At 37.8% G+C, this 13,759-nt stretch carries 17 protein-coding genes and 2 pseudogenes; all 19 read left to right on the forward strand.

The features are described 5' to 3' along the window. The first annotated feature begins 46 nt into the window (after positions 1-46). The gene (locus DWX61_RS19530) at positions 47-1,138 is read left to right on the forward strand and encodes a recombinase family protein (protein WP_330674872.1); all 1,092 of its coding nucleotides are present in this window, start codon (positions 47-49) and stop codon (positions 1,136-1,138) included. 64 nt (positions 1,139-1,202) lie between these two features. Next, a complete protein-coding gene (locus DWX61_RS19535; RefSeq protein ID WP_330674871.1) occupies positions 1,203-1,739 on the forward strand; it encodes a DUF4368 domain-containing protein in 537 nt (178 codons plus the stop codon). Between the two features lies 1 nt (position 1,740). Beyond that, complete coding sequence (locus DWX61_RS07565; RefSeq protein WP_118624563.1) at positions 1,741-3,432, forward strand: recombinase family protein; 1,692 nt, start codon at positions 1,741-1,743, stop codon at positions 3,430-3,432. Further along, positions 3,429-4,565, forward strand: coding sequence for a recombinase family protein (locus DWX61_RS07570; RefSeq protein ID WP_270427057.1), 1,137 nt, complete (start codon positions 3,429-3,431; stop codon positions 4,563-4,565). The genes DWX61_RS07565 and DWX61_RS07570 overlap by 4 nt, the downstream gene beginning before the upstream one ends. Positions 4,566-4,601: 36 nt before the next feature. Continuing rightward, on the forward strand, positions 4,602-5,006 hold the full coding sequence (locus DWX61_RS19235) for a hypothetical protein (RefSeq protein ID WP_270438331.1): 405 nt from the start codon (positions 4,602-4,604) through the stop codon (positions 5,004-5,006). A 121-nt stretch (positions 5,007-5,127) separates the two neighbouring features. After that, positions 5,128-5,298 (forward strand): annotated as a pseudogene (locus DWX61_RS07575) (tyrosine-type recombinase/integrase); the annotation flags it as partial. A 394-nt stretch (positions 5,299-5,692) separates the two neighbouring features. Beyond that, positions 5,693-6,151 carry a DUF6075 family protein gene (locus DWX61_RS07580; protein WP_015541251.1) on the forward strand — a complete coding sequence of 153 codons (459 nt, stop codon included), beginning with the start codon at positions 5,693-5,695 and terminating at the stop codon, positions 6,149-6,151. Continuing rightward, positions 6,151-6,327 (forward strand): hypothetical protein, encoded by a 177-nt coding sequence (locus DWX61_RS18915; protein ID WP_182279022.1) that lies wholly within the window; start codon positions 6,151-6,153, stop codon positions 6,325-6,327. The genes DWX61_RS07580 and DWX61_RS18915 overlap by 1 nt, the downstream gene beginning before the upstream one ends. 23 nt (positions 6,328-6,350) lie before the next feature. Further along, positions 6,351-7,127: a ParA family protein gene (locus tag DWX61_RS07585; protein WP_015541252.1), complete on the forward strand. Its 777-nt coding sequence runs from the start codon at positions 6,351-6,353 to the stop codon at positions 7,125-7,127. Continuing rightward, positions 7,120-8,007, forward strand: coding sequence for a ParB/RepB/Spo0J family partition protein (locus tag DWX61_RS07590; RefSeq protein ID WP_015541253.1), 888 nt, complete (start codon positions 7,120-7,122; stop codon positions 8,005-8,007). Before DWX61_RS07585 ends, DWX61_RS07590 begins: the two co-directional genes overlap by 8 nt. Positions 8,008-8,029: 22 nt before the next feature. Next, positions 8,030-9,097 (forward strand): replication initiator protein A, encoded by a 1,068-nt coding sequence (locus DWX61_RS07595; protein WP_118624565.1) that lies wholly within the window; start codon positions 8,030-8,032, stop codon positions 9,095-9,097. Further along, positions 9,094-9,480, forward strand: coding sequence for a DUF6050 family protein (locus DWX61_RS07600; protein WP_021926220.1), 387 nt, complete (start codon positions 9,094-9,096; stop codon positions 9,478-9,480). Before DWX61_RS07595 ends, DWX61_RS07600 begins: the two co-directional genes overlap by 4 nt. Further along, complete coding sequence (locus DWX61_RS07605; RefSeq protein WP_015541255.1) at positions 9,446-9,733, forward strand: DUF6809 family protein; 288 nt, start codon at positions 9,446-9,448, stop codon at positions 9,731-9,733. The genes DWX61_RS07600 and DWX61_RS07605 overlap by 35 nt, the downstream gene beginning before the upstream one ends. Positions 9,734-9,792: 59 nt before the next feature. Beyond that, positions 9,793-9,987, forward strand: coding sequence for a hypothetical protein (locus DWX61_RS18920; RefSeq protein ID WP_181976019.1), 195 nt, complete (start codon positions 9,793-9,795; stop codon positions 9,985-9,987). Beyond that, a complete protein-coding gene (locus DWX61_RS07610) occupies positions 9,965-10,270 on the forward strand; it encodes a helix-turn-helix domain-containing protein (RefSeq protein WP_227222461.1) in 306 nt (101 codons plus the stop codon). Before DWX61_RS18920 ends, DWX61_RS07610 begins: the two co-directional genes overlap by 23 nt. Then, positions 10,267-11,073, forward strand: a complete 807-nt coding sequence (locus DWX61_RS07615) for a hypothetical protein (protein WP_118624567.1) — start codon at positions 10,267-10,269, stop codon at positions 11,071-11,073. Before DWX61_RS07610 ends, DWX61_RS07615 begins: the two co-directional genes overlap by 4 nt. Before the next feature lie 61 nt (positions 11,074-11,134). After that, on the forward strand, positions 11,135-11,851 hold the full coding sequence (locus DWX61_RS07620) for a hypothetical protein (protein ID WP_015541258.1): 717 nt from the start codon (positions 11,135-11,137) through the stop codon (positions 11,849-11,851). Positions 11,852-12,036: 185 nt separating this feature from the next. After that, positions 12,037-12,519: a PcfB family protein gene (locus tag DWX61_RS07625; protein WP_044925928.1), complete on the forward strand. Its 483-nt coding sequence runs from the start codon at positions 12,037-12,039 to the stop codon at positions 12,517-12,519. Between the two features lie 164 nt (positions 12,520-12,683). Next, positions 12,684-13,703, forward strand: a pseudogene (locus DWX61_RS07630) (type IV secretory system conjugative DNA transfer family protein); the annotation flags it as partial. Positions 13,704-13,759: the final 56 nt, after the last annotated feature.

A 13,759-nucleotide genomic window follows, 5' to 3' on the forward strand; every position in this document is an offset into this window, starting at 1 on the left:
CCCTTTTATTACATGGATTTTCTGACGTAATAAAAGGAGGTAAGATATGTATCAGAATATCAATAAAATCTATCATGCCGCCATCTATGTCAGATTATCTAAAGAAGATGGCGATATTTCCAGTTCAGCAAAACTGGAAAGTAACAGCATTTCTAACCAGAAAGCTTTGATTCTGGATTTCCTGAAAGACAAAAAAGATATAGAAGTTGTTTCAGTCCGAGTTGATGATGGCTACTCAGGCTCTAATTTTGATCGTCCTGCATTCCAGGCAATGCTGGAAGATATCCGGCGTGGAATTGTAGATTGCGTAGTGGTAAAAGATTTATCACGATTTGGAAGGGAATATATTGATTCCGGGAAGTATATCGAGAGATTATTCCCGGCTCTTGGTGTGCGTTTTATTGCCATCAATGACAATTATGACAGTCTCAAGGGAAAGAATCAGGCAGACGAAATTATTATCCCATTTAAGAATTTAATCAATGATGCTTATTGCCGTGACATTTCTATTAAGATCAGGAGTAATCTTGAGATTAAGAGGAAAAAAGGCGAATGCGTGACTCCGTTTGTAGCTTTTGGATACAGGAAGACAAAGACAGATAAGCATAAATTAGAGATTGATCCATCTGCAGGCAGTGTAGTACAGGATATTTTTAAGATGAAGCTGCAGGGAATGAGTCAGGATGCGATTGCTAATCGTTTAAATGAACTGGGTATTCTTTCCCCATTTGAGTATAAAATCAGCAGTGGTAGTCATTATGAAACAGGCTTCCGGCAGAAAGAACAGGCACTTTGGAGTTCCGTTACCGTCCGCAGGATACTGGAAAACGAGGTTTATATCGGAAACCTTGTGCAGGGAAAAAGGACGACACCGAACCATAAAGTGAAGCAGACTTATGTGAAACCGGAAGATGACTGGATCCGGATTGAGAAAAATCATGAGCCATTGGTGAGTGACCGTGATTTTGAAATTGTTCAGAGACTTCTGGGCATGGATACACGTACTTCGCCTGACCAAAAGCAAGTATATCTGTTATCTGGAATTGCTGTATGTGCGGATTGTGGTGCACCTATGACAAGAAAGGTTTCTACTGTGGCAGGGAAAAAAATATGCTTATTATCTATGTTCCGCAAATAAAGAAACAAAACGCTGTTCTAGTCATAGAATACCGGAAAAGGATCTGGAAGATGCCGTACTGGTGATGCTGAAACAGCATATCCAGAATATCCTGCACCTGAAAAGAGTCCTGGAATTTGTTGGTACTGTGCCATTTCAGGAGATCAATATGAAGAAGCTGCAGGACAGGCTGGAGAAGAAAAAACAGGAGACAGAACGTTGTAAGGAGTTACGGATGATGCTCTATTCGGATATGAAAGAGGGCATTGTATCAAAAGAAGACTATGTAGAGCTTCATGCAGCCTATGGAAAGAGGCTTAGAAATGTGGAAGAGAGTCTCCGTGCAATCCAGAAAGAAATGGATAGTGAGCTGGAAAAAGCAGACAATGCCAATACCTGGCTGGATTATTTTGTGAAATATCAGGATATTGAAGAACTGTCCCGCGCAGTGGTGGTAGAACTGATCAGGAAAATCAGAGTATATGATAAAAAGAATATAGAGATCACTTTTGATTTTGATGATTGTTATCAGACATTGCTGAATCAATTACCGGCTATGGGAGTTGATACGGTAATAGATGATGATAATAATCTGCAGGTCAAGGTAAAGGAGGTTGTATAAAATGGCACGAAAGAGTAGGAAAAACATTCCGGAAGTAGTCGGCAGTGCAACCGTCCAGACAGAGGTGAGAAGACCATTCCGGGCAGGATTGTATGCCAGAATTTCAATGGAAACAGAAGAAACATTGGAAAGAGGAACGATAGAAACCCAGGTGGAATTGATGAAAAACTTTGTAGCAGATACGGAAGATATTTCGGTTGCGGAAGTTTATAGGGACTCAGACTATTCAGGTACAAATTTTGACCGTCCTGGATTTGTACAGATGATGGAAGATATCAAGCATGGAAAAATCAATTGTGTTATTGTAAAAGATTTGTCCAGACTTGGAAGAAATTATGTCGAAACCAGCAATTATATTGAACGAGTATTCCCGTTTTTCCATGTAAGATTCCTGGCTGTGACAGATGATTTCGATTCCTTCAGAGAGGGTGTGGATCTTACAGTTCCACTGAAGAATATTATCAATGAGTTCTATTCGAAAGACCTTGCCAAGAAGAGCAGCAGCGCAAAAAAAGCACTTTGGAAAGAGGGGAAATTTACAAGTGCCTGGGAACCGTATGGTTATAGAAAGTCAGAAGAAGACCATCATCAGTTGATTGTTGATGAAGAAGCTGCAGACCATCTGAAAAGTATATTTTCTATGTATATGAATGGCAGGAACTATAGTGATATTGCAAGACAGCTCAATAAAGATGGAGTTTTATCGCCGACTTTACAGAGAAAATTCTATAAAACCGGTGAAAAGCCGCTTCCGGAGTCAAAACCCTGGAACAATTATGAAGTGAAGCGAGTACTTCAGGATGTTCATTGCACAGGTGATTCTGTATTTGGAAAATATCAGCAAAGTGTTTTCCAGGGAAATAAACAGAGAAATCGACCAGAGAGTGATTGGGTGCATGTGGAGAACACGCATGAAGGGATTATAGATAGAGAGTTGTTTCAACAGGTACAATCTAAAATCCAGGAATATACGGAAGCTTATAAGAAGAAACATCAGCAGAACAATGGGGCTATTAGAAACCATAATTTCTATACAGGAAAGATATGGTGCGGAGGCTGTGGCAACCGCATGACGTTGTCCAGAGAAAGAAATGGCACATTCTTTTATATCTGCGGAGCCAATACTAACCATAAATCCGGAGGAAAGCAATGCAAAGGGCACAGAGTCAGAAAAGAATATGTGGATGACGATGTTCTTCGCCTGATCCAAACGCATATGAAAACCGTATTGGATACAGAAAAAATGATTCAGAAAATGAATGCAGCTTCCAAAAATCAGACACAGTACCTGCTTTTGGATAAAGAGGTGGGAAAACTTCGACGGGAACTAAGCCGTATCAGTAAGCGTAAATCGGATTTATATGAAGACTATTCCGAACGTTTGATTACAGAAGAAGAATACATACAGTTTTCTCGGATCTATTCCAATGAAATTGAGAATATCAAGAGCCGTCTGGACACAGTATTGGCGGCACAGGTTCGGTATTCCCAGGATTACCACATTGAAGAAGGCTGGGGAAATGTGATACATACTTATATGTCAAAGCGTAAGCTGACAAAAGAAATGGCAGATGCCTTTGTGGATTCAATTATTATCCATGGTAAGTATGATTATGAGATCAAGCTGGTATATGACGATCAGTTTGCAGATTTACAGAAACTAAAGAAAGAGAAGGAGGCGCAGTCAAGATGACAGATCTTAGAAAAACAGCTGTTTACATCCGTTTGTCTGCAGAAGATGACAATGTAGATGGCAGAGCCAAAAAAGAGAGCGACAGTGTAACTTCTCAGAGAATTCTGTTAAAATCATTTGTAATTGATGAGCTGGGTGTAGCTGAGTCGGATATTCTAGAATATGTGGATGACGGTGTCAGCGGTACTCATTTTAAAAGGCAGGGATTTCAACAGCTGCAGGATGACATGAAAAGCGGAGAAATCGGCTGTGTAGTTGTGAAAGACTTTTCCAGATTTGGAAGAGACTATCTGGAAGTTGGATTTTATATTGAATATATTTTTCCACTTCTACAGATACGATTTATTTCGATTAATGACAGCTATGACAGTGCAGCAAGCAGCGGAATGACTGGTGGAATGAATGTGGCATTGCAGAATCTGGTATACAATATGTATAGCCTGGATTTGTCCAAGAAAATTTCATCAGCATTGCAGACAAGAACGAGAAATGGTACACGCCTTCCGGTAAATGCCAGATATGGCTATAAAAAAGGAAAAGATGGAAGGCTGGAAGTAGATCCGGAGGCTGCAAAAGTTGTGAAAATGATTTTTAAAATGGCAGCGGAAGGAACAAGTTTTGCAGATATTACAAGGGAATTGAACAGACAGGCGATTGCCACTTGTGATGAGCAGAAATTATCAAGAGGGGACCAGGTGCAGTTCCAGAGGTTTGACACGATCAAAAAGAAACACTGGAGCCCTACGACAGTAGCGGCAATTGTCCGGGATGAGATTTATATTGGAACCAGAATCTGGGGAAAAACACGTTGCAGTATGCATACCGGTCATAAAGCAGTTCTGAATGATGAAACAGAATGGGTTCGCCTGGAAAATCATCATACGGCAATTATAGACAGGGCATTGTTTGAAAAAGCAAATGAAATGCATCCGAAAAAGAAGAGAAGTGTTGCGGAATCACGCACCAATTTTATTCTGGAAAGGCGTAAAAAACAGCCGGCATTACTGATATGTGCCAACTGTGGGCATTCTTTACTAAAAGAAACGGAGCATCTGCTAAAATGCTCAGATGCTCGAACCAATGGAGATCCTGTGTGTCGAAGTCTGGTGATCCGACGGGAACCGCTAGAGTAGAATATCCTTGGGCTTGTTCATCAGTATGCAGCGTCAATGTTGGAAAAAGAAAAGAAAGTATCTTCCAACAGGCAATGCGACTACAAAGAGATCAATACCGCAGAATTGCAAAAACAGAGCCGACAGTTGACCTCGGAAAAGATGAAATTCTATGATGATTACAAAGATGGTCGTATAGATCGTGATTCGTATAAGCAGAGAGCTGGAAAGATAAGTGTACAGCTGGATGAAATAAAACGAAAGATAGAAGATGCGGAGAATAGCAAAAAGCTTCTTGAACAAAATGAACTTTCTGATAAAATAAAACTAAAAGATTTCTTGGGAATTCAGAAGTTCGATACAGAGAAGCTGCGTGAGATTATCAAAGTGATCCGTGTTCATAGTCATGATGAAATTGAAATCGAATGGAATTTTGACGATATTTTTTCGGAACAGAGGTAACTTGAGCAGGACAAGAATGACTTATCAGAAGATAATAAAGGTACTGGGACTACCTGATGGAAGCGTCAGATAGTCTTCGGCAGAAAAAAATAAAATTTTTTTTATCCTATACTTGACACATCCACATGTATGTCGGCATACCTATTGCTCAAATATGGCAAAATCCGGAATGAATCCAAAAGCATTGCAATATTTGATGGGGCACTCAGACATCAGCGTAACGCTGAATACATATACGTATGTAAATCTTGAGGATGCCAGGGAAGAAGTTGCCCGGATTCAGGTTGTGTAATTACGATTTTTAATTGAAAATAGCAAGGTGTAAAATAGAAAAACATACACCTTATTTTACACCTTTTGCGGACGATATTATGCGAAAATAAACCAGGTTATGCCAGAAAGCAAAAATTTACAAAGGCTCACAAAGCCCGAAATACCAAGAAAAACTAAGAAATGCGAGGTTATGCAACAATGATAAAAGTATTATTCATCTGCCACGGCACTACCTTAGCAAAATTCTGAAAAACCTTGATTTTACAGTATATTTTTGAACCAGTAGGGATGTTTTACTAAGTTTTTACTAAAGAGGAATCCCTAGCACGAATTTAGAAAAGTAACATATAGTATGACCTTATTAATTGGTAGAACAATTGGTAAGGTCCTTTTTTATTTCAAGGAGGTTCAAAATGAAAAGTACAGCGTTAGGAGCAGAAAACATTATTTTTATCAGTGATGCACATGAAAAATTCTACTATGAAAAATTACAAGAAGTACGGTATCAGGATGTGTACCATAAGGCATTGTGTTATTGTCTGGGTATTAATGGAGATACCAGAAAAAATGCTGACAGAATTTATAATTTTAAAACGGGGTCTGTTAAAACGAAATGTTTACATGAAGGATGGCAGACAAGCGGTAGCTTAAAAGTGGTAAGGATGGCATTTAATCTGTACTGTAACAGCACGCCAAGCGTTTGGGATTATGAAGATGCAGAGGAACAGGTAAACGAGTGCAGACAGTATACAGTAGAGGATATCTTCTGCTGTGCATATGCACCATATTTTTGGCAGGCAGTACAGATCCGTTATCCGGAATATGTAGTGTACAATCAAAAGTTACATGCCATGCTTGGAGGAATAGATTAATGCTGAAAGTGAGAATGATGGGAACAAAAAATGATATTGCATGGTTTCAGAAAATCCTGCAGCGTCATCCTAAAATTGAAGTTATGGAATTATCGGAACTTTATTCCAATAAAGGGACGAGCAAATATTATAGAGCTTATGCTGAAATTGAAAAAAGTAATGTAAATAAAAAATAGTAGAAAAACAGGAGAATTATATCATGTGCAAAATAATCGCAATCGCAAATCAAAAAGGTGGAGTAGCAAAGACTACAACCACTATTAATCTTGGAGTAGGACTGTCTAAGGTTGGAAAACGTGTAATGCTGATAGATGCTGATCCACAGGGACATTTGACAATGGGACTTGGTTTTCCAAAGAACTTAAGGGTAACATTGAAAACAATGATGGAAAATATCATTATGGGATTAGAATTTGATCCCAGGGAAGCAATTTTACACCATGAGGAAGGAATAGATGTAATTCCATCTAATAAACTTCTTTCGGGAATGGACATGTCATTATTTACGGTAGAGGACAGAGAAAAAGTCTTAAAAGAATATTTGGAACTTTTGGAAAATGATTATGACTATATTCTGATTGATTGTATGCCCTCATTGGGAATGATGACAATTAATGCGTTAAGTGCAGCTGATAGCGTTTTGATTCCGGTGCAGCCTCAATACTATGCGGCAGATGGCCTCATGGAATTACTGAAAGTTGTGAAAGGCATTCATCAGAGATTTAATCCTGATTTACAGATTGAAGGGATTCTGTTTACAATGGACAGCAGTCATTATAATAATTCAAAGAGAAATAAGCAGGCAGTACGAGATGCTTATGGAGCAGAGATTAGAATTTTTGATCAGACGATTCCAAGAACAGAGGCTCTTGCCGAAACTGCATCAGAAGGTGTCAGTATTTTTTCTTATTATGCAAAAGGAAAAGGTGCGTACAGTTATCAGGCACTTGTCCAGGAGGTGCTGAATCATGCGTAAACCTAAGAAAGAAATTCAGCTTACTTCTTATGATGAATTGCTTGGAATCAATGAAGCCGAACAGAATACTCTTAATCAGATTGTTGAAGTGCCATTAAATGAGTTACATCCTTTTAGAAATCATCCATTTCATGTAAATGATGATGAAAAAATGGCTGAAACAGTAGAAAGTATCAAGAATTATGGCATCTTAAATCCTGCATTGGTACGTCCTCGCGCAGAGGGAGGATATGAACTGATTGCTGGTCACAGGAGAAAACGTGGTTGCGAACTGGCTGGAAAAAGTAAAATGCCAGTACTCATACGGAACTATACCGATGATGAAGCCGTAATCGTTATGGTGGATTCTAATATACAGAGAGAAAATTTGCTTCCAAGCGAAAAGGCATATGCTTATAAGATGAAGATGGATGCAGTAAAACATCAGGGCATAAAAGAGGAAAACGCAGTTTCTGTTGACAGTGCAGATCTGGTTGGACAGGCTGCAGGTGACAGCGGAAGAACCGTTCAGCGTTACATACGTTTGACCTGTCTTATTCCGGAATTGCTGAAATTGTTGGATGAAGGAAAGATTAATTTTACAGTAGGTGTTTCATTAACCTATTTATCAGAAATGGAGCAGATTTGGGTGAAAGACTGCATAGTGTCTGGAGCAAGCTCTGTTACAGGTTCAATGGCAACAAAACTGAAGCAATACAGCGATGAAGGTAATCTGACAGAATTAGCGGTACAGCTTATTCTGAATGAAAAGAAAACAGAGACAGGAAAAGTTACTTTAACTGAAAAGAAAATACGAAAGTATTTCCCAAAGGAATATAACAGAGAACAGATTGAACAGGTTATCTATGAACTGCTTGATAACTGGAAGAAAAGCCAATAACGAGGGAAGGAGGGAAAGCAAAATGGCAAAATCCGAAAGCACAAAAATAGAGTTTGGTTATTTTCACGATTATGAATCGGAACAGTTTGCTTTTTACCGTATTCCCAAAGTATTATTCACAGATGAATATTTCCGTAATCTGTCCAGCGATGCAAAGGTTCTTTATGGGCTGATGCTGGACAGAATGGCTTTGTCTATCAGAAATAATTGGGTGGACAATGAGGGGAAAGTTTATATCATATTTACATTGGAACAAGTGATGGAATATATGAATTGCGGAAAAGACAAAGGTGTGAAAATTCTTGCAGAATTAGATACTGATAAAGGAATTGGTTTGATTGAAAGAGTAAAGAGAGGATTGGGAAAACCAACAATTATTTATGTAAAGAGCTTTGTATATAGAAAAGAAAAAGTATTAGATTCAGCAGAGAATGATAACCGAAGTCAAGAAGTCGGAAAAGCCGAAGTCAAGAGTTCGGAAAAACCGAAGTCTGGAGTTCTGGAAAGTCGAAGTCAAGAGTTCGGAAAAACCGAAGTCTGGAAGTCGGAAAAATCGAAGTCAAGAGTTCGGAAAAACCGAACTACAGAAGTCGGAAAAACCGACCCTAATAATACTAATTATAATTATACTGATATTAGTAATACTGACAGAAGTAATACTGATCTTATCAATCTTTCAGATTCTTCCGAACAGCAATCAATGGATTTGATGGAAGAGATGGAGTTATTCCAGATGAATACTGCACTTGTAAAAAGAAATATTGAATATGACTGTCTTGTACAACGATGCAGACTAGGGGAACAGCAACAGTTGGATGAAATTGTGGCACTAATTGTGGAAACAATCAGCATAGAACGGGAGAATATTACGATCAGTGGAGTGAAATACCCATATCAGTTCGTAAAAAGCAGATTATTGTTGCTGGAAGAAAGCCACATAGAGTATGTACTTGACTGTCTGCATGAGAATACCAGGGAAGTAAAGAACATAAAAGCGTACTTGCTTACCTGTCTTATGAATTCAATAACGACAATAGGCAATTATTACCAGGCAAAAGTAAATCATGATATGTACGGAGGTGACATATGAGAGGAAAAGAAATTATAACAAAATTGATAATTCCTGGTGCAATAGCTATGATTATCTGCTTAATTGTTCACCCTATGTGCATGAATGGTGAAATATTAGACTGGAGAAAATTATTGCTTTTTGTGGGAATACCTTTCGGAATCCAGAAAATGTTTTTGCTGGTTGTTCCAAGAAATGTGGGGACAGGGGAAATGCTTGGTTTGTTGGTACTTAAACTGATGGTAGGAAGTTTGATTGGAATAGGGGTTCTTGCCTGGAGATTATTAGCTGTAGCAGGAATTTTGCTAAAAAACGGCATTTCTGGAATTATATGGATCATAAAAAGACTGAAAGAAATGGTGATCAAAAATGAGCGAAAAGCAACTGGAAAAATTGTATTATAGCATTTATCCAATGAATCAATGTGAAACACAAAGTAAAAGTTATGAAGAGACAAAGGAACTGTGTGAAACATTAGAAAAGGAAATGATAAGTCTAATGAGTCCGGATCTGCAGGCAATGTTTGAGGATTACAAGGAATATACTTTAAATCTTAAACAAACAGAACAGAGAGACGCTTACATAGATGGATTAGCGTTTGGGATTCGCACAATTTCGGAAGCCTTTTTACATGAGAACAAAAATAGAATATGGTGATTGAAAAAGCAGTCTGTCAAGGCTGCTTTTTCTGTACCACTTACATAGGAGAATGAGATGTGATTGATTTGATAATTATTATTATGGCAGGAATAGTGCTTTTGTTTTTGCTGTGTTGTTGCTTTATGGTTGCAAGGCTGTTGGATGAGGAAATATCTATGTATGGATATGAAGGAAAAGAAAACTGGGAAAGGGAACAACTTCCCGACAAATTGTCGAGAAGTTCAACAGATGAAAGACATGGAGATAAATGAAAAGATTCGTTATTTTCGGAAACAGAGAGGGCTATCGCAGGAGCTGCTTGCAGAACGAACAGGAATTAATGTGAATACAATTCGGAAGTATGAAATAGGCATACGAAAGCCGAAAGTAGAACAATTAAAGAAAATTGCGGATGGACTTGAAATTAGTGTAATAGAATTTTTGGATATTGAAATAGAAAATGAAGCGGACTTGATTGCTATGCTGAAAAAAATCAGTCCGTTTTTTAAGTGGGACGGATTGCTTCATGTATTGGAGGGGGAAAAGTTTTTATGATTGGTGTAGGAAGTGCATTGATATCACTGTTTCTGGTTTTGGTTTGTTATTCATTAACACTGACAGCGAAAAGAGCAGATGAAAACTTATTGATGATCTGTGAACAGAATCAGAAAATTGAAGAAGAGAAAGGAAAGCAAGAAATGGAATCAAAGAGAGACATTTTGAGAGTGATTGAAAAAGAAATCAAAAAAGGAAGTGCGCCAGTTGCATTTGCGGGTTTGGGGTTTTCCGAAGAATGTTATCATTTGGTAGATAGTCAGGCTAAGATGAACCAACTTTTAGATTATTTTTTTCGCAATGAAGAATACGCAGCTTTGGCAGATTGGCAGGTGAAAAGTAATATCTATGCAGAAATGGGCAAAAGGCTGAATTTCCGTAGTGCCAGATCTGATCGAGACAGAAAGAATATGGAGGTAGCGGCGAAACGATGGATTAAGAAAAAGCATCCAACATTTGATGGTGATGTATATGTCGAAAATATCCGGTGTTTTCTGGATATTTCCCAGGAAGAGTTAGAAAAACGTAAATGTACAGTCAATGAACAGGATACGACAGCACTTATTTTCAGCCAGAAACATCTTGAAGCATTATACTTGCAATGTCTTATGCACAGACGAAACGCAATGCAAGAGGTTCTGGAATTAAAAGGTTTGTCAGAAACGTGCAATCGGATTTATAAATTGCAGGATGTAGATGTATTATTTCAGTGTTTACTGATGGATCAGATGGATTGGGAAGAAGGAAAGTTGTATGTGCAATTCAGTACTGTATATTTATTACTGAGTTTAAGAAATAAATGACAGAATAAGTATGATTGGTTATAATAAAATAAATTGAACAAATAAGTAGAGGGAGGGTCTGATGAATAAAGAAGATCATTTTATAGATACAGATAAATTGGGTGATGTGTTACTTGAGTTTTCAAAAAAAATAAGTCGTTTCTCACAAAATATACCAGATACTTTATTTGGAAGTTTGACAGAATTTTTAAAAAATATACCAGATGATGTTAAGAATACGCAACTTTTTGCAAACGTTCAAAAACTAAGTAATTATGATTTGAATTATGAAGATGTCTGGTGGTTGGTAGACAGTTATGGGCTTATTGATAAAGAAGATGCGGAAGAAGAACTTATGGAGTATTATGAGCAAGAAAATAAATTACATTGTTATATAAAAAGTATTATAAGCAATCCGTCCATAAGTGAACGTGAAAAATTAGTAATATTGTTATCACATATAGAACCGTTAATATATAATACTTTAAATTACACGAAACAGCCTTATTCAAAAGTGAAACAAATAGTAAAACGAATGTCTATAGATGAAAATGAGGGAATGTCTTCTGAGAGTGTGGGAAAACTTTACGTTATGGGAATTACATATGTAGTGTTTGCAAATACTGACGCTTATACAAAGGAAATTGATAAAAGAATTCCGTTTAGAAATAATATTCTGCATAATGGGATTGTTGAATATGGAACGGATGATATACATAGTGCATATGAGTTGTTAGTTGAGTTCATTTCAATGCTGGTATTCATAAAAAAACAGCTTATTAATGAAAAAACAAAATAGAGAATTTGTAGCCGGTTGGTCCATTTTATTAGAAATTGGAATCAGCCGGCTTTTTATATTTTAAAGAGGACTTCTCGACAATTTGTCGGGAAGTGGAAAGGAGCCAAATTCCGATGAAAATATATCTCCCCCATCTGTTAGTGCCACCGTAATTTGCTGATCAGAATCGAAAGGAGGCGTGCAAATTGCAGGAAGAAGTTACACAGAAAACAATCGCATTGTCGGTTAAAACTGCAAGAGTGACTGCCGACGTGTTAAAAAATATGCTGCGGAAGTATCTGTCAGGACAGAAGCAAAAGGGAAAGAATCCTTATAAGGTTGGAAAACAGTCATACAAAGAATTGAAAAGCCAGGGTTCTGGTTTATCCAATATTGAAATCACAGATGGAAATATCAAGTCCTTTGAGCGTGTGGCGAAAAAATACCGTTTAGATTTTGCCTTGAAAAAAGACAGTTCGACCAAGCCACCGACCTACTATGTGTTCTTTAAAGGGCAGGATACAGAAATGATGAATCTGGCATTTAAGAAATATTTGGGTGTCCAGATGAACAAAAAGGATAAGCCATCTATTATGGAAAAACTTATGCACTTTAAGGATGCTGTGTCTAAAGGAAAGAACAGAGAACGAGCAAGAGAACAGCAGAAAGACAGAGGGCAGAGTTTATGACTGAGAAAAAACAGCAGCATAAGAAGAAAAGAGGAAAAGTTCAGCATATCAGAGGCTCTCCGAAAAAGAGAAAAATATCTGGAAAAGCTGTTTTTTCCTCAGAGAGTATCCCAGGAAAAATGCTTGCAGATGTGAAAAATCTGATTACGGACAAGGTAAGTGAATTGAAGAGGGCAGATCAGAAAAAGCTGTTTTTAGCTAATTTCCCCTATCTGATGTTTGCCTATTTTTTCAATAAGATTGCCTGGTTGTATCGGGTAAACACCGGAGCAACTTCCTGGGATAAATTTATGAATACCATTACTTATTTTGAACTGGCATTTCAGAATCTCTGGCCAAGTTTGAATCATATAGATTTGTTGTGTGGAATCGCAGGCGGCGTGGCTGTAAAGCTTATTATTATTTACCGCACGAAAAATGCCAGGAAATATCGGCTAGGTGTGGAGTATGGTTCTGCCAGATGGGGAACAGAAAAAGATATACGACCATATGCTGATCCTGAATTTGAAAATAATACTATTCTCACAGAAACAGAGAGTCTTACTATGTCAAGCAGACCAAAGAATCCGAAATACGCCAGGAATAAAAACATTCTGGTAATTGGCGGTTCTGGTTCTGGAAAAACCAGATTTTTTGTAAAGCCTAACATTATGCAGATGCACAGCTCCTATGTGATTACTGATCCAAAGGGAACTGTGCTTCTGGAGGTTGGCAGTATGCTGGCAAAAGGCAGTCCGATGACGGATGAGAATGGAAAAATCGTGCGGGACAAAGAGGGAAAAGTTATATACGAACCATATAAAATCAAAGTTTTGAATACAATTAATTTCAAAAAATCCATGCACTATAATCCATTTGTATATATCCGCAGTGAAAAAGATATTCTAAAACTGGTAACAACCATTATTGCTAATACCAAAGGTGAAGGGCAGCAATCAGGTGAGGATTTTTGGGTAAAGGCGGAAAAACTCTATTATTGTGCCCTGATTGGTTATATCTGGTATGAAGGCAGGGAAGAAGAAAAGAATTTTAATACTCTGTTGGAAATGATCAATGTGTCAGAAGCCAGGGAAGATGATGAGAATTTCAAGAATCCAGTAGATCTGATGTTTGATGATCTGGAGCAGAAAGACCCGAACCATTTTGCAGTAAGGCAGTACAAAAAATACAAGTTGGCTGCCGGTGATATATGCTCTAAGTGACTTCTTAATCATGATTTTGTCATGGTTAGTGAAGCAAT

Origin of the sequence: Ruminococcus sp. AF20-12LB (assembly GCF_003478985.1) — a bacterium.
Lineage (GTDB): Bacteria > Bacillota > Clostridia > Lachnospirales > Lachnospiraceae > Blautia_A.